General features: G+C 40.4%; 21 protein-coding genes. 4 read left to right on the top strand and 17 right to left on the bottom strand.

Annotated features, from left to right (window positions below; all coding sequences use genetic code 11):
* Positions 1-6 precede the first annotated feature (6 nt).
* The 4 genes from dut to BW976_RS19805 form a co-directional block, all read right to left on the bottom strand.
* On the bottom strand, positions 7-441 hold the full coding sequence (gene dut, locus BW976_RS19820) for a dUTP diphosphatase (RefSeq protein ID WP_076375681.1): 435 nt from the start codon (positions 439-441) through the stop codon (positions 7-9).
* Positions 438-1,958: an oligosaccharide flippase family protein gene (locus tag BW976_RS19815; RefSeq protein ID WP_076375679.1), complete on the bottom strand. Its 1,521-nt coding sequence runs from the start codon at positions 1,956-1,958 to the stop codon at positions 438-440. The genes dut and BW976_RS19815 overlap by 4 nt, the downstream gene beginning before the upstream one ends.
* A gap of 43 nt (positions 1,959-2,001) precedes the next feature.
* Positions 2,002-2,283, bottom strand: coding sequence for an acylphosphatase (locus BW976_RS19810; RefSeq protein WP_076375677.1), 282 nt, complete (start codon positions 2,281-2,283; stop codon positions 2,002-2,004).
* Positions 2,284-2,585: 302 nt separating this feature from the next.
* Positions 2,586-3,752: an amidohydrolase family protein gene (locus tag BW976_RS19805; protein WP_076375675.1), complete on the bottom strand. Its 1,167-nt coding sequence runs from the start codon at positions 3,750-3,752 to the stop codon at positions 2,586-2,588.
* A 154-nt stretch (positions 3,753-3,906) separates the two neighbouring features.
* Here BW976_RS19805 and rlmN point away from each other — a divergent pair, with 154 nt between their 5' ends.
* The 3 genes from rlmN (at position 3,907) to BW976_RS19790 (ending at position 6,942) form a co-directional block, all read left to right on the top strand.
* Positions 3,907-4,974 (top strand): dual-specificity RNA methyltransferase RlmN, encoded by a 1,068-nt coding sequence (gene rlmN, locus BW976_RS19800; protein ID WP_245834750.1) that lies wholly within the window; start codon positions 3,907-3,909, stop codon positions 4,972-4,974.
* Positions 4,975-4,997: 23 nt separating this feature from the next.
* Positions 4,998-5,696, top strand: coding sequence for a ComF family protein (locus BW976_RS19795; RefSeq protein WP_076375671.1), 699 nt, complete (start codon positions 4,998-5,000; stop codon positions 5,694-5,696).
* Positions 5,697-5,763: 67 nt separating this feature from the next.
* Entirely contained in the window at positions 5,764-6,942 is a 1,179-nt protein-coding gene (locus tag BW976_RS19790; RefSeq protein ID WP_076375669.1) for a glycosyltransferase family 87 protein, read from the top strand.
* A gap of 7 nt (positions 6,943-6,949) precedes the next feature.
* Here BW976_RS19790 and BW976_RS19785 read toward each other — a convergent pair whose 3' ends face one another.
* The 3 genes from BW976_RS19785 to BW976_RS19775 all read right to left on the bottom strand — a co-directional run bounded on the left by BW976_RS19785 (position 6,950) and on the right by BW976_RS19775 (position 12,313).
* Positions 6,950-10,078: a PAS domain S-box protein gene (locus BW976_RS19785; RefSeq protein ID WP_076375667.1), complete on the bottom strand. Its 3,129-nt coding sequence runs from the start codon at positions 10,076-10,078 to the stop codon at positions 6,950-6,952.
* Between the two features lie 3 nt (positions 10,079-10,081).
* A complete protein-coding gene (gene glyA, locus BW976_RS19780; protein ID WP_076375665.1) occupies positions 10,082-11,368 on the bottom strand; it encodes a serine hydroxymethyltransferase in 1,287 nt (428 codons plus the stop codon).
* 168 nt (positions 11,369-11,536) lie between these two features.
* On the bottom strand, positions 11,537-12,313 hold the full coding sequence (locus BW976_RS19775) for a segregation and condensation protein A (RefSeq protein WP_245834748.1): 777 nt from the start codon (positions 12,311-12,313) through the stop codon (positions 11,537-11,539).
* A 174-nt stretch (positions 12,314-12,487) separates the two neighbouring features.
* Between BW976_RS19775 and dxs the strand changes: the two genes are divergently transcribed.
* Entirely contained in the window at positions 12,488-14,419 is a 1,932-nt protein-coding gene (dxs, locus tag BW976_RS19770; RefSeq protein ID WP_076375661.1) for a 1-deoxy-D-xylulose-5-phosphate synthase, read from the top strand.
* 85 nt (positions 14,420-14,504) lie between these two features.
* Here dxs and BW976_RS19765 read toward each other — a convergent pair whose 3' ends face one another.
* The 10 genes from BW976_RS19765 to purQ all read right to left on the bottom strand — a co-directional run bounded on the left by BW976_RS19765 (position 14,505) and on the right by purQ (position 25,410).
* A complete protein-coding gene (locus BW976_RS19765) occupies positions 14,505-16,091 on the bottom strand; it encodes a gliding motility protein RemB (RefSeq protein WP_076375659.1) in 1,587 nt (528 codons plus the stop codon).
* Between the two features lie 16 nt (positions 16,092-16,107).
* Complete coding sequence (gene gmd, locus BW976_RS19760; protein ID WP_076375657.1) at positions 16,108-17,244, bottom strand: GDP-mannose 4,6-dehydratase; 1,137 nt, start codon at positions 17,242-17,244, stop codon at positions 16,108-16,110.
* Positions 17,245-17,463: 219 nt separating this feature from the next.
* Positions 17,464-18,027, bottom strand: coding sequence for a DUF3109 family protein (locus BW976_RS19755; RefSeq protein ID WP_076375655.1), 564 nt, complete (start codon positions 18,025-18,027; stop codon positions 17,464-17,466).
* Between the two features lie 9 nt (positions 18,028-18,036).
* A complete protein-coding gene (locus BW976_RS19750) occupies positions 18,037-18,813 on the bottom strand; it encodes a DUF3108 domain-containing protein (protein ID WP_076375653.1) in 777 nt (258 codons plus the stop codon).
* A gap of 204 nt (positions 18,814-19,017) precedes the next feature.
* A complete protein-coding gene (locus BW976_RS19745; protein ID WP_076375651.1) occupies positions 19,018-19,533 on the bottom strand; it encodes a DUF2480 family protein in 516 nt (171 codons plus the stop codon).
* Between the two features lie 150 nt (positions 19,534-19,683).
* A complete protein-coding gene (locus BW976_RS19740) occupies positions 19,684-21,801 on the bottom strand; it encodes a peptidylprolyl isomerase (RefSeq protein ID WP_076375649.1) in 2,118 nt (705 codons plus the stop codon).
* A gap of 243 nt (positions 21,802-22,044) precedes the next feature.
* Complete coding sequence (gene lptC / locus BW976_RS19735; RefSeq protein WP_076375647.1) at positions 22,045-22,632, bottom strand: LPS export ABC transporter periplasmic protein LptC; 588 nt, start codon at positions 22,630-22,632, stop codon at positions 22,045-22,047.
* A 9-nt stretch (positions 22,633-22,641) separates the two neighbouring features.
* Positions 22,642-23,982, bottom strand: coding sequence for a BamG family beta-barrel-assembly machinery protein (locus BW976_RS19730; RefSeq protein ID WP_076375645.1), 1,341 nt, complete (start codon positions 23,980-23,982; stop codon positions 22,642-22,644).
* Positions 23,975-24,718 (bottom strand): type III pantothenate kinase, encoded by a 744-nt coding sequence (locus BW976_RS19725; protein WP_076375643.1) that lies wholly within the window; start codon positions 24,716-24,718, stop codon positions 23,975-23,977. The genes BW976_RS19730 and BW976_RS19725 overlap by 8 nt, the downstream gene beginning before the upstream one ends.
* The gene (gene purQ, locus BW976_RS19720; protein ID WP_076375641.1) at positions 24,718-25,410 is read right to left on the bottom strand and encodes a phosphoribosylformylglycinamidine synthase subunit PurQ; all 693 of its coding nucleotides are present in this window, start codon (positions 25,408-25,410) and stop codon (positions 24,718-24,720) included. The genes BW976_RS19725 and purQ overlap by 1 nt, the downstream gene beginning before the upstream one ends.
* Between the last annotated feature and the right edge of the window lie 43 nt (positions 25,411-25,453).

Raw genomic sequence — 25,453 nt, 5'->3', positions numbered from 1 at the left:
TTGCTTCTATTTCACTGCCGTATGGCCAAAACCGCCTTCGCCCCTGGTGGTTTCGTTTAATACTTCCACCTCATTCCAGCTTACTGTTTCATGCCGGGCAACTACCATTTGGGCAATACGATCGCCATTGTTGATCTCAAATACCTCTGTCGAAAAATTAATCAGCAGTACTTTGATCTCTCCGCGGTAATCGGCGTCAATAGTACCCGGCGAATTAACAATACCTATACCGTGCTTAAACGCTAACCCGCTGCGAGACCTTATCTGCGCCTCAAAACCTTCCGGTAGTTCTATAAACAAACCGGTAGGAATGAGTTTACGCTCCATGGGTTTTAACTGTACCTGCTCTTCAATATCCGCCCGTAAATCCATACCCGCGGCATGAGCGGTTTCATATGCCGGCAAACTATTTTTCGACTTATTAATTATTCTGATGGTCATCGTTTAAAGATCGTTTTTAATTGATTGCGTTCAAAATAAAAAGCTGTGGATGCAAATAAAACCAGGAGTACATTGCCAATTATTACATTACGCTTAAATACCGTAAATGATATAAATGCCAATATAGCTGATACACCAATATATGCTAGTCCTTTTTTAAGATTATAAGGTATCGGATAATTTTTCTGCCCCCAAATATATGACAGTACCATCATAACGGCGTAGGCCGCAAATGAGATCCATGCGGATGCCATGTAGCTGTACTTGGGAATAAAAAACCAATTTAAAGCAATGGTTAGTATTGCACCTATACCAGATATATACAATCCGTACTTGGTTTGGTCAGATAATTTATACCATACAGATAAATTCATGTAAATACCCAAACTTAGATAACCAAATAATAAAGGCGGTATAACTCCAAGCCCCGACCAGTATATATTAGGTACCAAATGCCCTGCATGCATGCGCATTTGCTTACCAACAATGATATAGGCCAATATATCTACGTTGGCAATGAGGCCTACGCATATAACAGAAACCGTAATTACAAAATAAGTCATGATACGGGCATAGGTATCGCCAGAGTTTTTATTTTTTGCATGACTAAAGAAGAAAGGCTCAGCCCCCAACCTAAACGCTTGTACAAAGATGCTCAGAAACAGGGCTATTTTGGCACATTGACCATAAATACCTACTTGCTGATCACTGATAGCTTGCGGCAGCATATGTTTCAACATCACTTTATCTAATGATTCATTAATGATGAAAGAAATATTAGCTACTAATACCGGCCAACTATACACAAACATATCTTTAAGCATAGTGCCATCAAACCTTAACCTTAGCTTTAGTATCTCAGGTAACAATAAAAGTATGGTAAATACACTTGCTATGGCGTTAGCCAAAAACACATAACCAACCCAATGTTCCCTATACCAACCAGCCATCCAAATCCCTCCGGGTAAATGATGTTTAATGATAAACGGCACACCAAAAAGAAAGAACAGATTAAGCGACATGACAAACAAAATATTGGCGCATTTAATTACGGCATATTTAATCGGCCGCCCATCCGCTCTGATTTTGGCGAATGGTATTACACAAAAAGCATCCAGCACTAAAATTACCAGAAAACTTTTTACATAAAAGGCATAATCGGCGTGGTCTTTAGCTACGCCGGCTTGCATATAGTTGATAATATTATCCAGGAAAAGCAAACAGAATGCTAAAAATACGACAGAGATGGCTATTACTACGCCAAAGGCATTGTTGTACACCTGTTGTTTATTATCACTTCTTTTTTGCAGGTACCTGAAATACGTTGTTTCCATGCCAAAAGCCAGTATGGCATTGATAATAGAAGCGTTGCCATACATTGCGGTAAAAATACCGTTAGCACCAACCGGTAGAGTACGCGTATAAATTGGAGTAAGAACAAAATATATCATACGGGATATAATGGTACTTAACCCGTATATAGCCGTTTGCCCGGCAAATTTTTTAGCGGTTGACAATGTTGATGTTTGGGATGGTAGTTAACAAATAAAACCCGGCAAACTACAGGGCTCTTTTTACAACCTCAAAATTACGATAGTTTTTTAATTCGCCCTCATGGCTTTCTACAGAAGTTACTTCGGCATCTTGGGGCCCTTCATTACACCATTCCATAAACATTTCGAGCATAGTATCGTCGGCTTCGGCAGCTATAAAAACATCACCATTGGGTTCATTTTTAACAAAGCCCCTTACCCCTAACTGATCGGCCACAGCCTTGGTTGCTTTGCGGTAAAAAACGCCCTGAACTTTTCCTTTAACAGTGATATCGAGATGCTTTGTCATTGATTTTAAGAGTTGATTGAGTTGGATTATGTTGATCAAGTTTTATATGATAATCTAGTGTCGTATCATTTTTGAATTGACGTTTAGCCAATAATACTTATACAAAAACATGGTTTACACTTTTTTCTGGAATAAATACACAAGTAATTGATTATAAATGATTTAAATACGCATTAACCATAAAAAGTGTAAACCATGTAAACCCATCTTTTTGTCAATTGAGTCAACCCAAGGCTATACATTAATTTGTGGTTACCCTACCATTAGGTACAAATTTAATCCATTCTAACCTGATCAACTTATTAAACTAATTTCCTGACCTTGCTTTCGGGAGTGATCTTTAAGCCGTCTAAACCGGTTATCAGGTTTAGTCCGGGTGTTTTGCCTGGCTCAAGCGTTCCCTTTTCATCATCGATACCTAAAAACGAAGCTCCGTTTATAGTAGCCCACTCCAGTAATTTAGCCGTGCTGATAGCCGGAAACTTTTTTTGGATGGTACGCATTTCGCTCAGTATACACAAACTATCGTTTGATGCCAGGCTATCGGTACCTAATGTAATGTTAAAACCCTGATCGATAAAGAGAGGTATTTTCGGAAGGCGATTTTCAATGTACAAATTGGCATTAGGGCAAAAACACCAATTTATTTTACGGTCAAAACGTTTTATAAAGTAGATGTCCTTTAAATTGGTACAGGTGTTATGAACCAGTAAAACCTGTTGTTTATTGGTTAATAAAGGAATAATAGATTGCAACGAGTTACGAGCCTGTGGTTTAAAATGACTGATATCGATACCAAAATGCTCATAAAGCTCAATAAAGCCACCCAGTTTATAACGATAGAATTTATTTTCGTCTTCGCACTCCTGGTTGTGGATGCTAATGAGGTTTGGTTCGGCATCACTATGCTTCCGGATTAGTTTAAAAAGCTCTTTGGATACCGAATATGGTGCATGAGGTGTAATAGAACACGACTGCGGCTTAAATTCCTGCATAAGCTCCATGGCTTTATCAAAAATAGCCTGGGCATTTTGCGGCAAAAAGCCAAAGGTTTCAATAAAAGTATGGTAGTACAGCTTGCTGGCAGTTTTAACAGGAATGCTGGCATTGCTATTGGAGACATCGCCTACCGCTACAATACCGTTGGTGTACATTTCCTCATCGGCTTTTTGAATGGCATCTGATATTTCTTTATCATCAGCTTTACGGGTTGCCTGTATATCTTTTATAAACTTCACCAATCCGCCTTTAGGAGTTATTTTATCTTTCAGATGCGAAAGCTCAACATGGCAGTGGGTATTTACAAACCCCGGGCAAATAATACCGCTTAGTTTTTCAACGGGGCCATCGGGAGGGGTATTGTGGTCTGTAACTGAAATGATTTTACCCTGATCATCAACAGTAACTATTCCATTCTTAATAGGATCGGCAAAAATTGGAAAAACGTAATCGGCTCTAAAACTTTTCATTAATTATATCACTTAGTATCTATCTCAAAACGTTTTTCTTTTAAAACAACCCTACAAAATTAATTACAATTAACTTTTAGTTATGTTTTTTTATCATTTAAAAGAATGACTTTAAAATAAGACAGATTTTTTTAAATTTAAGTACTTTTGCATTGTGAATAATGTAAAAGATAAAATAGACATCCGTAGCCTCGGTTTGGAAGCCTTGCAGGAGCATTTTATCCGTATGGGGGAAAAAAGTTTCAGGGCTAAACAAATTTATGAATGGCTTTGGAAAAAATCGTGCTTCTCTTTCAACGAAATGAGCAATATTTCAAAAGAACTGCGCTCCAAACTTGACGAAAATTTTGTTATTAACAACGTTAAAATAAATTCATCACAGGTTAGTGCTGATAAAACTATAAAAAATTCTTTTATTTTACATGATACTCATCTAATTGAGGGAGTTTTAATTCCAACTCCGGGCCGGATGACGGCCTGTGTATCATCGCAAGTGGGCTGCAGCCTTACCTGTAAGTTCTGCGCCACAGGGTACATGGAGCGCAAAAGAAACCTTAATCCTGATGAAATTTACGACCAGGTTGTTCTGATAGACAAGCAGGCACGTGAAAACTATGGCGTTCCATTATCCAACATCGTATACATGGGTATGGGCGAGCCTTTGCTTAATTATGCCAATATGATGAAATCTGTTGAACGCATTACTGCCGAGGACGGATTGAACATGTCGGCAAAAAGGATCACCGTTTCCACAGCAGGCATTGCCAAAATGATCAAAAAACTGGGCGACGACCAGGTAAAATTTAACCTTGCCTTGTCGTTACACGCCGCGAATGACGAAAAACGTAATGCCATAATGCCTATTAACGAGCAAAACTCATTAAAGGCATTGGCCGAGGCATTAAAATATTACTACGCCAAAACCAAGAACCCGGTAACATACGAATACATTATTTTTGATGGTGTTAATGACGGGATACAGGATGCTGTGGAGCTGGCTAAATTTTGCAAACACCTGCCCTGTAAGGTAAATATCATTGAATATAACCCTATTGCTTTTGCCAGCTATATCAATGCTGGTGAAGATAAGGTAGAAGCTTTTGCCGCTTATCTGCAAAAGCAAGGTATCAATACACACCTTCGCCGCAGCCGGGGTAAGGATATTGACGCCGCTTGTGGACAATTAGCCATTAAAGAAAAAGCAAAAGTTACCGAAGTTTAAAATTTCCGTCTTAAATTAACGGCATGAAATTGCTGCGTGGCTACCTGTCCGATTTTGTTTCACTGCTTTTTCCCGAACTATGTCCGGCCTGCCAAGTCAGCCTTGTAGCCAACGAGTATATTATTTGCTCTGATTGCCGGTATAATTTGCCCTATACCAACTTTCATTTACAGGCCGACAATATTGTTGCCCAACAATTTTATGGCAAACTAAAAGTTGAAGCGGCTTACGCCCTATATTATTTCACCAAAGGCGGCAAGATTCAAAACCTGATGCATCATTTTAAATATAAAGGCATGCAACGGATAGGTAACTTATTAGGCAACATGGCGGGAATTCAATTAGCTGAAAACCCCATTTTTAATACTGTAGATCTGATCATCCCTGTCCCACTGCACAAAAAACGGATGCGGGAACGTGGATACAATCAAAGTACCCGCTTTGCCGAAGGTCTTGCTGAAAAACTACCTGCTATTGTAGAAGATGATAATTTACAGCGTTCGGTAGCCACGGCAACACAAACCCATAAGTCGCGCTTTGCCCGTTTTGAGAATATGCAGGACGTATTTATGATCAAACATCCCGAAAGATTAATCGACAAACACATTCTGCTGGTTGATGATATTGTAACTACAGGATCGACTCTGGAAGCCTGTGGCATCGAACTGTTAAAAATACCCGGACTTAAGTTAAGCATTGCCACCATTGCCTATGCTCAATAAAACAAATTAAATCCAATATCTTTTTTATCAATACTTTTGTCGATTACAATTATCACAGTTACTTGCAATGACAAAAAGGTTTCTTTATTTAACCGGCTATCAATGGGTTTGGGTGTTATATCTAGCAGTTGCGGTTTACTGCTGGCAATTTAAATACTTCAGGCATATTGATAATAACTACCTCATATTCCGCCAGGCTTATTACCATGCCAGGGCAGGCTTAAACTTATATTTATTGTATCCGGCAGAATATTCTGATGTATTTTTGTACGGGCCTACGTTTACCATATTGGTAGCTCCATTCGCCATCCCATCAGAAGCGGTGGGTTTTTTGCTATGGCAAATACTTAACGCGCTTGCTTTTCTGCTGGCCGTACATCTGCTGCCATTTAACAAGCGGATAAAAACAGCCATCCTTTTGTTATGTGTTATTGAGTTTTCCAATACCTCGCATTACATGCAGATCAATGCCTTTATAGCGGCCATTATTATTATAAGCTTTATGCTGGTAAAAAAGAGCAAGGATGAATGGGCTACTCTATTAATTGTAGCAGGTACTTTAATAAAGTTTTACCCGGTAGTTGGTCTGGCGTTTTTTCTTTTCTCCCGTAATAAATTAAAGTTTATCGTTAGTACAGCGGTATGGGCTGGTGTTATGTTTGCCCTACCCATGCTCATCTCCAGTCCTCATTATATTATCCAATCCTATCAGGACTGGTTTCATGAGTTAAACCTTAAAAACTCCATGAACGTAAGTTTAACCGGCAGTATAGATTGGTGTATTATGGGTGTAGCGCGTCGTTTAACTCAAAATGCAGCCCTGCCTAATACCCCTTTCCTGATAGCCGGGGCCATTATTTTTGCTATCCCGCTGCTCCGGTTTAAACAATTTAGCTCTCTGAAATTTCAATTACAGGTATTATGTTCTGCCCTGTTGATGGTTGTTCTGTTTAGTACCGGGTCCGAACACCCTACTTACATTATAGCTACAGCAGGTGCCGTAATTTATACAATGATGCAGGATAAGCCTTTTACCACTTTCAATATGGTGATGTTGGTGTTGCTATTGGTTATTACCGGTTTAGGTCCCAGTGATGCTTTCCCAGGACCAGCCAGGGAATGGATGAGCAGCCTCGCTATGAAGGCATGGCCATGTATTATTATATGGATAAAAATCGCCTATGAATTGATCTTTAAGAATTTCCCTGCTGACGAGGAGTTTATGTTGAATAAGCAAGCGGTTTAAGTATCTTTTACTGATGCTGATACCGGCTCAGCTTATCATAAAGGGATTTAGGATCAAATGGTTTTAATACATAATCGTTCATCCCGGCGTTGTCTATCTCACCCATTTGGTTACTCAGCATAGATGCGGTTAAGGCAATGATGGGTAACTGCTGAAAATATGGATCGGGCATAGCCCGTATGATCTGGGTAGCCTCAAGGCCTCCCATCTGTGGCATGTGGATATCCATTAATACCACATTATAATTACGGTTGTTTTCTATTTTGTGGATAGCTTCAACACCATTTTCAGCAAAATCAGCATTAGCGCCCCATTTTTTCAGGATCTTGTTAATCAACAACCGGTTTATCTGGTTATCATCAACTACTAAAACATTTATTTTAAGCCCTGCTTCCAAATTGTTGTTGTTATTGTTCAAATGGATACTTGTTTTCTTCTTAAACGTTATAGTAAACCAAAAAGTAGAGCCCTTGTTTGGTATGCTATCAACGTTTATTCTTGAATCATGAAGTTCGATCAGTCTTTTGCTAATAGCTAAACCCAGGCCGGTGCCACCATATTTGCGTGTAGTATCAGGTTCGGCTTGTTTAAACTGTTCAAATATGGTATGCAGTTTATCAGTTGCAATACCTATGCCTGTATCTGATACGGAGAACCGTATCCGAACATCCTTATCACTTTCCTGAATCACTTTCAGGTCGATATTAATTCCGCCCTTGTCTGTAAACTTAACCGCATTACTCACCAGGTTCAACAGTATCTGGCACAAACGGATTCTGTCGCCTATCACAACCGCGGGTACAGCATCATCAATGCTTTGGCTAAGATAAATATTTTTTTCGTCAGCACGGTAACGCATGGAAGTGTTGATGCTCTGAATAAGCTCCCGCATATCTACATTTACTTTCTCCAGCTCAACATTACCAGTTTCTATTTTGGTAAAATCCAATACATCATTGATAAGTACCATTAAATTTTCGGCCGAAAATTTGAGGATGCTCAGGTTTTCTTTTTGCGACTCCATCGGGCTATCTTCGAGCAGCAGATGCGACATGCCGATCACTGCATTAAGCGGCGTTCGTATTTCATGGCTCATCACCGATATAAACATGTCCTTGGCCCTGCTTAATTGTAAGGCTTCTTCCTTGGCCATGATCAGTTCTATCTCTGCCTTCTTTTTAGCCGTTATATCGATAATTACTTCGATATATTTATCAACGTTACCATTATTTCCAATAATTACCGAGTTGATAACCGATATCCATAAAGGTTGCCCGTCTTTACGATAAATAAGCAGGTCAACCTCAAATGATTGCTTATTCCGGGATAGTTCGCGTGTTTTTTGAATAATTGATACATCTGTTAGCTCCCCTTTCAAAACATCACCTAAATGATTCCCGCTTACTTCATTGATAGTATACCCGGTAATATTTTCAAATGCCTTATTTACCCATTCAACCTTCCCATCGCTATTATTTATAACCACCCCACTTGTAGTATTACTGGCCACTAAAGAAAGCTTAGTAAGCTCCTCCTCACTCTTTTTACGTTCGGTAATATCAACCATTACACCAATCTGACGATCGACCTTGCCTGCTTCATTAAATAACGGACTATTGGATAAAAATACCCAGCGTGGAGTATGATCCTTTTTGTATACTTTAATCTCGATCTCGTAAGGTCTGTTTTCTTTTACGGCTATTACCGCGCTTTCAAATACAGCCAGGTCTGTATCTTCACCAACCAGAGTATTGCCCATGATCTTTCCTTCCAGTTCGGCAAACGAATAACCAATAATATTTTCAAGGGCTTCATTCATCCAGAGCATTTTGCCTTCGGCATCGCGTATAAAAATACCACTGGGCGATTTTCTGGCTGCAAAGGATAGAATCTCTAATTCCTGCTCAATTTTTTTCCGGGCAGTAATATCAATAATGATCCGGATGGATTTATCAATCTCTCCTTTTTGATTATGAATAACAGAATTGACAACCGTGATCCATATCGGGGTTCCATCTTTCCGGTCAATCAGGAGATCTACTTCGTATGATTCTTTCTTTTTTATTGATGCCTCTAATTTTTCAATAGCAGCGTTATCAACCGGCTTACCATTTAAAGTGGTGCCTAGGTATTTATTTTCAACATCAGCCAAATTATAACCGGTAATATGTTCAAACGCTTCATTCACCCACACTACTTCATCAGCAACATTACTGATCACTACACCGTTACCCACTTTACTGGCCACCAGCGATAATAATTTGAGTTCTTTTACAACCTGTTTCTGATAGCTTACATCCCTGCCACTGGCAAACCATTTATCATCTTTAAAAGTAGCGGCCCAGCTTAGCCATTTAACCGCATGATCGGGAGTAAAAATGGGCGTTTCAAATTCAAACCTATCCTGGCCATTTAATCCCTCCTGCAATTTATTCAGAAACAAATCCCTTTCCTTCTCTCTGAAGAAATCCCATATCGGCTTTCCCGTTACCTCATCTGCGTCATACCCTAAAACCGATTTGACAGATTGGTTGATCCGCTTAATTTTAAAATCGCGATCCAAAATACAATGAATATCGGGCGAGCTGTCAAAAAGGTCGTGAAACTCTTTATGTACTGCAAGGCTTTCTTGGAGATCCCGATTCCGTTTGCGCAATAGAAAGTGCGACATCACCTTATCCGCCAGTATCCGCAAAGCATCGCGCTGTTCGGCAGTGAGCTTGTGGGGTACAGTATCAACAACGCAAAGGGTCCCTAAATGATGTCCACTCGGGTCAATCAGTGGTGCACCGGCATAAAATCGAACATGCTGATTTATCACCTCAGCATTATTCTTAAAGGTTTCATCAAGCAGGGTATCGCTTACCTCCAATATCTCCTCCGTAAGGATGGTATAATTGCAAAAAGCGCCGGCACTGATGATTTCATCAGTACCGGCGCTAAATTTAGACTTAACCCATTGCCTGTCGGCATCAATCAGGGTGATAAGAACAACAGGGACATTACATACATAAGATGTAAGGCGGGTAATTGCATCATACTCCTTCTCAGGAGGCGTATCTAAAATATGGTACGACCGCAGGGCCTCTAAACGCTCTTTTTCTGCTGTTAAATTTCCCTGCTGCCTTTTGGTCATTAATTATTCCGCGCTGCTTTCTCTGTACAACGGATAGTCGTGCATCAGCTTATGAACCTTTTTACGTATTTTCTTTAAAGAAGGTTCATTTTCCGGGTCGGCAATTACGGCATCTATCAGTTCTACAATGAGTTCCATTTGTTTCTCCTTCATACCACGGGTGGTAATAGCTGAGGTACCCACGCGTATACCAGAAGTAACAAACGGTGACTTATCATCATAAGGCACCATGTTTTTATTCACCGTAATATCCGCAGTTACCAAAGCGTTTTCGGCCGCTTTACCGGTAATGTTTTTATTACGCAAATCAATCAGCATCAAATGGTTATCTGTTCCGCCTGATATGATCTCATAACCCCGTTTAACAAAGGCTTCGGCCATAGCCTCGGCATTCTTTTTAACCTGCAGGATGTACTTCATATAGCCTTCGCTTAGGGCTTCGCCAAAGGCAATTGCTTTAGCAGCTATAATATGCTCTAACGGGCCACCCTGTGTACCTGGGAAAACAGCCATATCCAGTAATGACGACATCATCCTTACTTCGCCTTTTGGTGTTTTGATACCGAATGGGTTTTCAAAATCCTTACCTAACAAGATCAAACCACCACGCGGGCCACGTAATGTTTTGTGTGTAGTAGTAGTAACAATATGGCAATGCGGCAGCGGATCGTTTAATAATCCCCTGGCAATAAGTCCGGCAGGGTGCGATATATCGGCCAGCACTAAAGCGCCTATCTTATCGGCCACTTTACGTATAAATTCATAATCCCAATCACGCGAGTAAGCCGAAGCACCGCAGATGATCAGTTTTGGCTTTTCTTTAAGGGCAACTTTTTCCAATTGCTTATAATCAACCAAGCCGGTTTCTCTAACCACACCGTAAAAGTGCGGCTCATATAATTTACCTGAAAAGTTAACCGGTGAGCCATGAGTTAAGTGGCCACCATGTGACAGATCAAATCCTAATATTTTGTCGCCTGGTTGAAGCACGGCCAGCATCACGGCGGCATTGGCCTGAGCGCCAGAATGCGGCTGAACGTTCGCCCATTCAGCATTGAACAGTTGCTTGGCTCTTTCAATAGCAATGGTTTCAATTTCATCAACTACCTGGCAGCCGCCATAATAACGTTTGCCTGGTAAACCTTCGGCATATTTATTAGTAGCAACAGAACCTGCAGCTTCCATAACCTGACGGCTCACAAAATTCTCAGATGCTATCAGCTCAATACCTTCTTCCTGGCGTTGCTGCTCTTCATCCAATAACTTAAAAATTAATTTGTCTCTTTTCATTATATATAATTAAAACGGCACTGTGTTTATAACGGGCGCTAAGTTAGCAAAAATTAGATTTGAGATGTTAGATATGAGATTTGAGATTAAAAAAATAGCTTTTGTAATTAATTATAAATGAACAACAAGCTCTATGCTTTTCTTGTCTCACATCTCATATCTAACATCTCAAATCTCCCTGGCTGATATCCAAAAATTATTATATCCTAAACCAATCTGTATATCAATCAGCTCCTGCTGCAGCATTTCTAAAACAGCCAGAAAATTGTAAACAAAATGCACCTTATTTTCCGAATGGTTGGCAATAGCTTTAAAATCAAGCATTTTATTGATCTTGAGTAGATCGCTTACTGCTTTCTTCTGCTTTTCGATAGTGTACGGATATTGAACAACGGTATGTTTTACCTCTTCACTACGATTAAGGTAATTTCGCATTAGCCGCTCATGTACCATCATCAGTTTGTATAAGCTTAGTTCCGATAATTCTTCGCCGGGATGGGTAACCTTTTCAACCTGTTCCAGATCATGTTTAATGTTACCCCGCTTTTCCTGTTTAAAACGCTCTTCTTCATAAGGGCGCAATTCGTCGCACAGTTCTTTAAACTTTTTATACTCTATCAGTTTCCTGATCAGGTTTTCTTTGGTATCGGCTTCGTCACCGGCATCATCAGCATCGTAACGGGGTAACAACATTTTTGCCTTAATACGCATCAGGGTGGCTGCCACAAAAATAAACTCACTGGCCAGCTCCATGTTAAGGCTGGTCATTTGGTGTATATAGTTTAAAAAATCGTCGGCTATACGGGCTATGGGTATATCATGTATATCCAGCTCATCCCTTTCGATAAAAAAAAGCAGCAGATCAAACGGACCTTCAAACTGGGGTAATTTTATAGCAAAGCTGTCGTCGGTCATATATCTATTGCAAAAATAAGACTTTTTCATAGAACCAAAGAGATAAGAATCAAGACACAAGAGATTGGAATCACAAAAAAATGAGTCTTGTTTCTTGATTCTTATTTCTTGGCTCTCTATTCCAGAAACAATAAATACATTTAGATAACCAGTTTTTATAAATATTTAACTTACTTTGTAAGTTAAATATTCTTACAAATGTCAATGCAGGTACCAGCCGGGGATTTATTAAAAACGATAAATTATCCATCTGATTTAAAGCGACTTAACGAAACCGAGCTTGAACAGGTTTGCCAGGAACTGCGCCAGTATATTATTGATGTGGTATCGGTAAATGGTGGCCATTTTGCTGCCAGTTTAGGTGTTGTAGAGTTAACCGTGGCTCTTCAATACGTACTGAACACGCCCTACGATCAATTAGTTTGGGATGTAGGCCATCAGGCTTACGGCCATAAAATACTGACCGGCCGCCGTGACGAGTTTCATACCAACCGTGTATATAAAGGACTAAGTGGCTTCCCTAAACGCTCTGAAAGCGAATACGATACTTTTGGTGTAGGACACTCCTCTACCTCTATTTCTGTAGCGTTAGGCATGGCAGTAGCTTCGCACTATAAAGGTGAAACCGACAGGCAGCACGTAGCCGTTATTGGCGATGGCGCCATGACCGCGGGTATGGCTTTTGAAGCGCTTAACCATGCCGGCATCGAAAATTCGAATTTACTGGTGATCCTGAACGACAATAATATGTCGATAGACCCCAATGTGGGCGCGTTAAAGGAATACCTTACAGATATCACCACTTCCAAGCCATATAATCGCTTCAGGGACGATATAGCTCATGTACTGGCCAAGTTATCGGCTATTGGCCCTGATGCCTTTAAAATAGCGCAGAAGATAGAAAAAAGCATCAAGGGTACGCTGTTAAAACGCAGCAACTTTTTTGAGGCCCTTAAGTTCAGATATTTTGGCCCTATTGATGGTCATGATGTAAACCACCTCGTAAAAGTGCTGAAAGATCTGCGTGATATACCCGGTCCGAAGTTATTACATTGCATTACCACCAAAGGTAAAGGCTATGCCCTGGCCGAAAAAGACCAAACCAAGTGGCATGCTCCCGGCTTGTTTGACAAGATAACCGGCGAGATCAAGAAAACCAAATACGACAAACCACAGCCTCCCAAATACCAGGATGTTTTTGGGCACAGTATTATTGAACTGGCCGAGCAAAATCCTAAAATCATGGGCATTACTCCGGCCATGCCTTCGGGATGCTCGCTTAACCTCATGATGAAAGCCATGCCAACGCGTGCTTTTGACGTAGGTATTGCCGAACAACATGCAGTAACCTTTTCGGCAGGATTGGCTACCCAGGGTTTGGTACCCTTTTGTAATATATATTCCAGTTTTATGCAAAGGGCATATGACCAGGTAATACATGACGTGGCCATTCAAAATCTCAATGTGATATTTTGCCTGGACAGAGCCGGCCTTGTAGGTGCCGATGGGCCAACACATCATGGCGCGTATGACCTGGCTTTTATGCGCTGTATACCCAACATGACGGTATCTGCCCCTATGAACGAAGAAGAGTTGCGTAACCTCATGTTTACCGCTCAACAGGAAAACATGGGGCCATTTGTGATCCGGTATCCTCGTGGTAACGGTGTTATGGTGGATTGGCGGCGCCCTTTCAAGGCTATACCTGTTGGTAAAGGCCGCAAAGTTTGTGATGGTGAAGAAGTAGCTATCTTATCGATAGGTGCCATTGGTAACGAAGTGGTAAAAGCCACTGCCGAACTAAATACTGAAGGCTATTATCCTGCGCATTATGACCTGCGCTTTGTAAAACCGCTTGACGAAGCTTTACTTCACGAAGTATTTAAAAAATTCAGCAAAGTAATTACGGTTGAGGACGGTTGTCTTGAAGGAGGAATGGGAAGCGCGATACTGGAATTTATGGCTGATAACGGCTATCAAAATACACAGGTAAAACGTCTTGGTATACCAGATAAGATCGTAGAGCACGGTGAACAACCCGAACTTTGGGCCGAATGTGGATATGATGCCCAACACATTATAGCACAGGTTAGAAGTTTAGGTGCCAAGCATAATGCACATACTATAGCTTCATAAAACGGTTGCTAAGTTGATTAAGTGATTGGGTTGATTAAGTTTTCAAACCATTCACTTAATCAACCCAATCAACTACTCCCCTCCTTTAGTGCGTTTTATAACTTGCTATATCATTGTAAATAGCGCGGAACGAGCTGCGTAAGCCTAAGGTGATCATGCCTGTTTTGTCATGAAACTGGCTGTTCTTTTCAGAACGATAAAGCCCACCCAATTCAAAACGCAGGTTATATTTAGGGTTTAGCAAATAAGCTACCTTACCCTCCAAGTAAACCATATTGGTTGTTAAGCCCTGGCCCGTATAGTTGCCAAATGCCCTTGCCGGGTCAACATATTGTTGGAAGATATCCTTACCAAAATTAAGATTATTCATATCCAAGCCATAGTGTCCATAATCAAGCTCACCGGAAAAATCAAATCTTTTATAGGAGTAATTCAACAAACCAACCACTTCACGAAAGTTTGCACCCCATGGATGCGCTAAAGGCTCGCCATTTTCAGAATAGTTAACTATGGAGCTACGTTCTGAGTAGGTATATGGCTTTACGTTATTGGTTTCCAGCAAATAATTTAATCCACTGACATTAAACAGGTTTGCACCTCTAAGTCCAAGCTGCCATCCATATTTATTACGGGAACTACCATTGCTGGAGAAAAAATTCTTTGACTCAAACTCGTCAAGCGCAAACTGACCATATACTGTAACGCCGTCGGTAAGTTTATATTTACCCGTTAACCCGATCAAAGCATTATCTGGCGAGCCGTTTGTTGCCTCAACAGGCCGTAAGAATATAACAGGATTGATGTAAGTAAAATCAAAACCACGTTCATGACCAAGGTCGTCCTTAGCAGGCCAGATAACCGCATCAAAAAAGCCAAATGAAAGCCGGTTACTTACATTCCAATCCAGGTAATGAAATACACCATACTTTTTACGATCGCCGCCATCCACTTTAACCGATAGCGGATCATTAAAATAGGCCCACATCGCCATATACCTTACGTTACCAAGAGTGGCGGTTAGCTTAATGAACGGATACGGTGAAGCATAATCAGATAACAGTTCAGAGCGGTAACCATCACCAATAAAAGTTTTATCGCGCCCTGCGGTTATATTCAAATATTTATTGGGTGTATATGATACCAATGCAGTAATGTACGACCAACGATATTCATTGCCATAGATACCGGCATAGGCCTGCCCGGGAGCTATACCTACCTGGTTGGTATAAGTAGCCAGGTAATCAGGCAGTACGGCCCTATTTTCATAAGCGCTAACGTTATAAGACAATTTGCTACCAACGGTACCCCCAACCTGCAACCCAAGCGAACCCGAGTTGGTATTCTTTTTATTGGAGAAATCCCTGCTCAGATTAAAATCGGGCAAAAGATCGGTATAAAAAGTATAGCCCTTCCCCTTCACATCAATCTGATGCTGGGTAAAAAACTTTCCTTTAAGCTCGTTCAAATTCATTAAGGAATCGTAATGATGCTTTACAAGTGAATCATCAACAAAAAATGGCTTTAACGAGCTATGCACCCGCGTTTGTGTAGAATAAACGTCAGCATCCAGTTTCTGATAAAACTGATATGAGTATGGTTGGTATACTGATTGCGCTTTTACAACCCCGCTTATTAAAAATAATAGTATAACACAGGTAAATATTTTCTTCATGCAGAATTGATAAGTTTTATTCAAAATAATTAAGCGTTTTAAAACCGCCTTTTTTCAGATAATCATCCTTTTTAACCAGGTGCAGATCTGATAATATCATATCGGTAACCAGGGCCTGAAGGTCATATTTAGGTTTCCACCCTAATTTTTCAAAAGCCTTTGTAGCATCTCCAATTAACAGTTCAACCTCTGTTGGTCTAAAATATTTAGCATCCACTTTTACTACGGTTTGCCCAAACTTAAGGGCATCTATATTTAAGCCAAGCTCTTTCGCCTTTTGTTCATCGATATCAATAATCACGCCACGCTCGTGCTCATCCTTACCGCTAAACTCCACCTCGATGCCTAATTCATTGAAAGTCATCTTTATAAAATCACGAACGGTGGTAGTAACACCGGTAGCTATTACAAAATCCTCGGCCTTTTCTTGCTGCAGCATTAGCCACATGGCTTCAATATAGTCTTTAGCATGGCCCCAGTCGCGTTGGGCCGAAAGATTACCAACATACAGGCAATCTTGCAAACCTAAGGCTATTTTTGCCGCGGCACGGGTAATTTTACGGGTAACAAAAGTTTCGCCGCGGATTGGGCTTTCATGATTAAACAAAATACCGTTACAGGCATACATATTATATGCTTCGCGATAATTTACAATGATCCAGTAGCCATATAGCTTAGCTACCGCATACGGTGACCGTGGATAAAATGGCGTAGTTTCACTTTGAGGAACAGCCTGTACCAAGCCATAAAGCTCGGATGTGGAGGCCTGGTATATCCGTGTTTTTTGGGTAAGACCTAACAACCGTACAGCTTCCAGGACGCGCAGGGTACCAATACCATCGGCGTTGGCTGTATATTCAGGTGTATCAAAGCTCACTTTTACGTGGCTTTGCGCGGCCAGGTTATATATTTCATCGGGCTGAACTTCCTGCACCAGCCTGATGAGGTTGGTAGAATCGGTTAAATCGCCGTAATGCAGCTTAAACTTTACATTGGGTTCATGCGGGTCATGATATAGGTGGTCAATTCGATCGGTATTAAATAATGACGAACGTCGTTTTACACCATGAACAGCATAGCCCTTTTTCAGTAAGAATTCGGCGAGATACGCCCCATCCTGACCTGTTATACCCGTTATTAAAGCTGTTTTCATAAGTGTTTATTGGATATGACTTATAAGTTACAATATTATCCAAAAACAATGAGAATTAAGATTTTTAAAGTAAGGATTTTTGGAGTATGGTATTTTTAGAACAAGGATCTGGGGAAAAAGGAACAATTATAGGACAAATATTTTTGGAATAAGGACAGTAGCCATCTGTTATCCTTATTCCAAAAATCCTTGTTCCTTGCTCCAAAAATCTTTGCTCTCTTATATACCTGATACTTCGTTCTCCAACTCCTGATACCAATCCTTTCCATATTTGCGTATCAGGGGATCTTTTAAAAATTCATGTACACGCACTTTAAGCTCGTTACCAAATGAACATGCAGGGCTGCAAATGCTCCAGCGATCGTAATTCAGTACATCAAACTCGGGATAGGTGGTTATGCGTATAGGGTATAAATGACAGGAGATCGGTTTTTTCCAACTGATAGCACCCTGCTCATAAGCTTTCTCGATACCACATTTAGTGATACCGTTTTCCCATATTACATAGGCGCATTCTTTATTTACATCAACACAAGGCGTAGTATAGTCGCCTTCAAAATCTTTTACATAAGTGCCCACCTTTTCAATGGTTCTGATCCCTTTTTCGGTAAGGTAGGGTTTCACTTTTGGATATATATCTTTTAAAATATCAAGCTCATCAGCATTTAAAGGCGCGCCCGAATCACCCTCTAAACAACAGGCACCTTTGCATTTGTTAAGGTTACAAACAAAATTCTCTTTCACCACATCCTCGTGCACCAATACATGACCAACCTCAATCATATTCTTTATTTAATTTTTTACAGGGTTCAATGGATACTTCAGGCCGCTTGCCGCCTGCAAATCCATGGTAACACTGCCTAATATAACTTCCACATGTGCTTTTACAGGTATCCTGTTGCCATCATTGGTTATCCAAAGGTACAACTTACTATCCTTTCTGAAAATACGACCAGGGATGATTGTTGGATTAAATTTAAGACAATTGAATTTCCCCATCGAACAACTAACCACTTCGGTACCTACATAGGTAATACCCATGGAGTGGAAACCATCTTCCAGGAAGTACTGCAGCTCAAACTTCTCCCCCACTTTCATTTTAGAAACATCAATAGTACGCGCAAAATAATAGGCCGATACAAAGTCAAATGTTTGTCCCTTGAACGCGAATACCCCTTTATCGGCCTTTACTTTACCATCTTTGTGATCAAAGGTCACATTATCGGTATGTTTCCATTTCCCTTCGCGCCTGTTTTCTGTATAAAAATAAGGCATCAGGGTATTTTGATCAACGTACGATTCATACTTATTACGCACCTTGTAAAAAAGATCAAAAGAGCCTGCTGTTTTACCCTCTGCTATTAAATGAAAAGCAGGGCCGTCGAGTTTTTTATCACTGGCCTCAACCCGGATATCGGCTTCGGCAGCAGTAAATACACCGTACTTCATTTTATAGCTTAGCTTTTCGCCTACTTTAAAAACAGGTTCGCTGATTTTTGTTAGTTCCTGCGAAAAAACTTTGCTACCCCATAAAATGAATAGCATGGTATAAAAAAGGGATTTTCTCATTAACAGCAATTGCTTCTTATATCATTACACCCATCGACAAATAACGGGCCGAAGATATGACAAAGCTTTACTATAAATGATTTAATCGCGCTTTTATTGTGCTAGGAGGAAGTATCAAGTAACTAGTATCAAGTATCAAGACTTAAAAAAAGGTATTTACAACCCGCAATAAATCTTGATACTAGCTACTTGATACTAAAAAAATTAATCTTTTCGCTTATAAATAGGCACGGTTGAGCAAGGCTCTCCGAACATCAAGCTTTTTACTATAGGGGTGAGTTTTTTAGTTAATTCCACATAGGCCGAAACAGGTACTTCCGTATCGCCGCAGCCTTTTAATACAATACGCTGATCGCGATATTGCTCAAAATCGGCCTTGGCTATTTCCTTTTCAAACAATACGGTTTCTAAAACAGCTTCGTCGCCAAAAACAATTTCCCGGGCGTAAGGAGCCATGCGGTTAGCCAAAAGCATATAGGCCCATGCAGGTACAATGGCATCGGCAGTGCAGGTGATACCTACATTTTTGTCGGTATACCGAGTCCAGTCATGTTCTTTGATAAACTCCCTGAAATCTTTTTCCCGCAGCATCAAACTGTGGAACAGGTTATCCTTGATATCATAAATAACACGCTCGCCGGCGGGATAAAAAGCAGCAGGATCCAAGGTGACAAGGCCACTTTGAGCTACTTTATTCACTATATTTTCCTGTATATCCATCGCATTAGTTTATAGGTTCATTAGTTTTAGCAAATGGTCTGCAAGATTACCAATCTTGTACCAATGAACCAGTGAGCAACTCAACAAAAATAAAAAATCCGGGAACAGTACTCAGACTGATCCCGGATACAAAATTACTTTAAAATTTTCTTATAACAGTTTAGCCCTGTTATCTTTTACAATTGCATTATCTTTCAAGGCATCCAGTACCTGGCCTGCTGCGCGTTGCATTAATGCCTGGGCTATTTGTTGTTTCTCTCTTACGTTATTTGAAAGTGCAGGAGGGTTGGTGAAACCATCTACAACATATACATAAACACCTTGCTGACCATTAACCGGTTTGGAAAGCTTATTAGGCTGTGAACCAAAAACAGAACCAATCACTTTGTATTCTAATGATGCACCCGGAATGATCGGGTTGGCAAATACTATGTTTTGAACCGGAATAACTTTAACACCTGCTTTTTGAGCAACCTGGTCAATTGACGATCCACCGCTTAATTTCTCATCCAGTTGTTTAGCTTTTACTTCATTGCGCACTGCCGGCTCTATTTGTTTCTTAACCGCATCTAAAGATAGTATGCCTTTAGGTTTAATTTCGGTTAGGCGGGTTACAATGTACTGATCACCTACGGTGAATACTTTATCGGTAATATCACCTTTTTCGGCTTTGTACGCCCATCTTACTATGTCGCGTGCATTATCCAGGCCTGGTAAGCTGGCGGCAACACCTGTAAAGTCTTCAGCTACGCTCTTTTTTAAGCCTTCTTTTTTTACCTCTGCCTCAAAGTTATCTTTGGTAAGGTTACCCAGGAACTGTTGTGCATGGCTGTATGCTACCGTTTGGGTTTTGCTGCTTGCGGCTATTGGCTTATCAACAACAGCAACCTTTACCACTTTTACAGATCCTTTTTGATCTTCAATCTGGATCAGGTGTACACCAAATTGTGAAGTAACCACAATCAGATCGCCTTTGCCTGCTTTGAAAGCAGCATTGGTATATTCTGGAGTAATTTGTCCCTGACCGCCACCCATGGCGCCATTAACATCAAATGCAGGTATCTCACCGCCTTTAGAGCCACTTCCCTTATCAACAGAGAAAGTTGCAGCCAGATCGGCAAATGATTTACCACCCTGAATCAGCTTTTTGATAGAATCTGCTTTAGCAATCGCTTTTTCCACACCACCTTCGGTAGCCGGGTTAATTAATATATGACGGGTTCTTACCGAATCAAAAGTTGTTTTTTCGTCGGTTAATTTAGCCAGTTTATAGCTGCCGTTTGATATGTAAGGACCATATACAAAACCTTTGGCCGCGTTAAACATCACGGTATCCAGTTTTGGCTCTAATCCACCTTTTTTCTGGAAGCTGATAGGCGTTTTTGTTTCAGAATTGATCTGTACAAAAAGCGAATCGTTTGTACTGGTTTTAAAGGCCTCAGCCAGTTTATCAATCTGCGCCTTTATTGCAACGCTATCTTCTTTCGAGGGTGCAGCGTTAAAGCTTACATACTCAAATGAACGTACATCCTGCGGGTTTTTAAATTCGCCTTTGTGCGCGTTATAGTAAGTGCTGTAGTCTTCATCGCTTAAAGTAACTTTAGCATCAGGGATAGAAGCATAATCCAATGTGGCATATTTGAAATTCACCAGTTTGTTTTTAGCTTCATAATCATCTTTTGCATCCAGCGAGTTTACATACAGCCCGTTGGTAACCAAAGCCATGTATTTTGTTGCTTTTTTTGCTTCAATCAATTGGGTCAGAAAATCGGTCCAGGCTTGTTTTTGATTCGGATCGGCCTTAGCTGATTGCAGGTAACTCAAAAACTGGTTTAACTTGTTACGGTCAAACTGGCCGGTCTGCGGATCAGAGAACTGACGTGCAATCTGCGGATCAGGGCTATTGCCATTAACCATTGATGTGCTTTCGTCGGAACCCACTACAATACCTAATTTTTCAATCTCCTTGTTCATCAGCAACTGGCTTACTACCTGGTTCCAGGTAGTTTCCTGTATGTAACTGGTGATTTGCGGAGAAATAGCCTGCCCCGACTGTTTAAACTGAGCACTATTTTGATCCAATTTTTTCTGAAACTCATCGTAAGGCACTTTTTCGCCGTTTACCACGGCCAATTCGTTATTATCGTCCCTCAAAAAAGAGCCGCCTGACTTTACAACCTCGCCTACAATAAAAGCAAGGAGCGCTAAACCAATAAGGATGGCAACAATTTTCCCCATCCGGTCGCGCAAATAACCCATTATACCCATATACTTTTTATAATTATTTTCTTATAATAATCTTCCCTTTAAAGGCCATGAAGCTATCACGTGCTAATCTATTCTTTTAAAGGACAGCTTACGATGGTTTCTATTGCTCAAAAGAGGGCGCAAGATACAATTTTTAGTAAAATTCTATAACACAAAATAATTCAAAATTCAAAAGTCAAAAAACCTAGCCCAAACACAGCTTTTCGGTTTTGAATTTTGAATTTTGAATTTTGACTTACTCCGTTACTGAGCCCCGTTTTCGTCCACATGAAACACTCCTGTACTTTTTCTAAGAGAGGGGTGCAAAAAGGTATCATCACTCTCAAAATCATCTCCATTCATCACATTCCCGCTTTTCATAAAAACTTCCACATTTTTATGAGAGTATACTTTTTTAGTTGCCGAATTCCAAAACAACTCGTCCGATTTATAAACATCGCCCTGGGCATTGGTAGCTACTACGTTTTTGCGGAACTCATACAGCTTTTCGCCCGCGTGCAGTATGCCGGTATCGGCAATAATGGTACCATCCTGCTTTTGGGTCAACTTGTCGTAATGAATTATTTTAATACCCTTAGGCGCTACTTTGTAGGTAGTTTTGGGATTCTGGGGGTTGTACTGTAATATTAAGGGTGCAGTCAAGTGTATCGTCACCCTGGCCGAGTCGCTCATAATGAGATCAACACCCGTGGTAGGTTCTACGATGGTACCTACCTCGTTTGATGCAATCTCTTTAACTTTATTCAGATCGTTTACACAGGATGATATAAAAAGCATCAGCACGGGCAACAACAGGCATAAGCCTTTCCAATGTTTCACCCGGTTATACATGCTGTTTTATTAATCAAATTTATATTTCTGGAACCACTTATCGTTCAGCGTAAAGCCTAAATGGATATTCACGTAGTTTTCACGCACCAAGCCATTTACCAAAGAGCCTCTTCTACCTACTTCGGCAGAGATATTGATCTTGTAAAAGCTACCGTTGTTAGGTCTTAAAGGCATACCTACACCAGCGGTAACGGCATAACGCTTAATCCTGGTATTATTAACCACCATATAAGTTTCATCATATAGAGCCCCTAAACGGTAATCAACAGAAGCCAGATAGTTACGTAAGGTAGCGATGTTTGGGGTATACTGACCACCAATGTTAAACGTACGGCTATCCTGCAATCCCTGATTTTCACCACCAATGGATAGTTGCGACCATTTACTCATGGTATAATCAGCGCCTACCAGGAACTTGCCATCATTTTGAAACGATATACCAAACCGGTTGGTTAGCGGAAGTTTTATTTTTGTTTTAGCGCTCTGTCTATTGACCACGCTATCCAGCGGAATATCTTCATTACCACTGTTATCGTTAAAATACTGGCTTACAATAAAACTGCTGGTGGAATTGAGTTTGGAATTTAACGAACCTGAATACCCAAAAGTAAGGTGTTTGGTATCAGAAAAATCGACAGAATATTGTACACCGTAATCGTAATTCAACCCTGCTATAGAATTGCTCGATTCAATTTTTGAGTTGGTTGTACCCGGTAACGGATATATTACCCCGTTAATATTAGTATTTATTTCTGTGGTACTAATATCTTTTAAGGTACCAAAAATGTAAGATACGTTAGCACCAATTAACAGGTGTTTACCTATACCAAAACCATAACCAAAATATGCTTTTGATAAACCACCATCGCCGCTGTAAGTATAATTGGTAAGGTTAGTATCGGCAGGTATAGCGCCGTTTCCTTTAACGGTGTTTTTATAGTTATAACCACGCTCGCTATAAGGTACCAAACCAAAGCTCAATGCCGAACGTTTGGTTACCGGTATAGCAAAAGCCACATGGCTCAGCCTGAAGTTACTGTTTTTTTGGCTGGCAGCACCCGCCTGGCTCAAGGTTAAAAAATTGCTGTAAATACCTATATCAATAGTAGTAAGGTTGATGGCACCATACGAAGCCGGGTTTACTATATTGATATTGTTAAACAAACTTATTCTGTTAGTGGCCACACCAATACCACCCATAGCTATATTTTGGGGCATTAACTGCGGATCAATATCGCCTATACCATATCTGGAATATGGAGAGCTGGTGGTTGCCGTTGATTGTGCAAATGCTGCAAATGAGCTAACAGCTAATAAAAGTGTTATAAGAAACCTGGTATATTTAATCATTATGCTTTTGTATAGCTGCGTTTAATCCTTTTAAAACCAAATAAGGTTCAATTTTAATATAGGGGGCAAAGATGCTATTTTTCAATAGAGTATCAAAAAAAATACTGTCGCCCCCACTTAACACAATATTTAATTGGGAATTGTTGGCTTTATAGCTTTCAATAAACCCCATGAGTTCATATTTTATTCCGTTTTGCACCCCCGAGCGTATAGCTGTTTCGGTGCTGCCGCCATATGTTGCATTAAAGGTGGCGTCTGTACTAATCAATGGCAGGCCGGCGGTATAATAATTTAAAGCCTTATAACGCATATTTAGTCCCGGTGATATACTGCCGCCAAAATAATTTCCGGCTGCATCTATGTAATCATATGTTATGGCGGTTCCGCCGGTAATTACCAGACTGTTTAAGGCTGGATAGGTATGGCTTGCTCCTATAACAGCTGCTAAACGATCGGTACCAAGTGTTCCAGGGGTTAAATAATGGTTATGTATACCGCTGTTTATTAACGCGTTGAAATAGGTTACCGACATTTTTGCTTCTAAACCGGTTTGCCATGGTTCCACATTTTTTTTTACAGATGATACTATTGCCCTGTCAATCTGATAATTATTCAAAAAATTATCAAGCGTGTCTGGGTCAACCGTTTCAAACTGCATTACTGCTAACAGTTCATTCAGTTTAAAAACCGCAATTTTTGTATATGTATTACCAATATCGATAACCAAATTGGTCATCAGGCCTTAATTAGTGATAATATAGATTCAAAAATAGCCAGTCCATCTTCATTGGCCAGCAAACTGTCGGCAGCGCGTTCAGGGTGAGGCATTAATCCAAACACGTTCCTGCTGATGTTGCAGATACCGGCAATATTTTCCAATGATCCGTTAGGATTGGCATCGGCAACAATGTTACCGGCCTCATCGCAATACCTGAACAATACCTGGTCATTATCATTCAGCGCCTTCACTACATCGGCACTGGCAAAATAGTTACCCTCGCCATGAGCGATAGGTATTTTATAAGCCTGATCCTGTACCAGCTGGGCAGTAAGCAATGATTGAGTGGTTTGCGGCTTTAAATAAATGTTGCGGCAAATAAACTTGCGGTTTTCATTGTGTAACAAAGCACCATCAAGCAGGCCGGCTTCGGTCAATATCTGGAACCCGTTGCAAATACCCATTACATAGCCACCTTTTGCTGCAAATTGTATAACCTCCTGCATGATGGGTGAAAAACGGGATATCGCGCCAGAGCGAAGATAATCGCCAAAAGAAAAACCGCCTGGTAAAACAACAAAGTCAACACCTTGCAAATCATGGTCTTTATGCCATAATCTAACTACCTGCTGACCCATTATTTTTTCTAATACATATATGATGTCTTCATCACAATTAGACCCGGGAAATATAACTACTCCAAACTTCATGCTACAAAACTAATATAACCGCTGAAATTTGAACGAATGTAAA

Origin of the sequence: Mucilaginibacter lappiensis (assembly GCF_900155965.1) — a bacterium.
Lineage (GTDB): Bacteria > Bacteroidota > Bacteroidia > Sphingobacteriales > Sphingobacteriaceae > Mucilaginibacter > Mucilaginibacter lappiensis.
The sequence above is the reverse complement of the archived record's forward strand: the minus strand, read 5'-3'. Positions and strand labels throughout refer to the sequence as shown.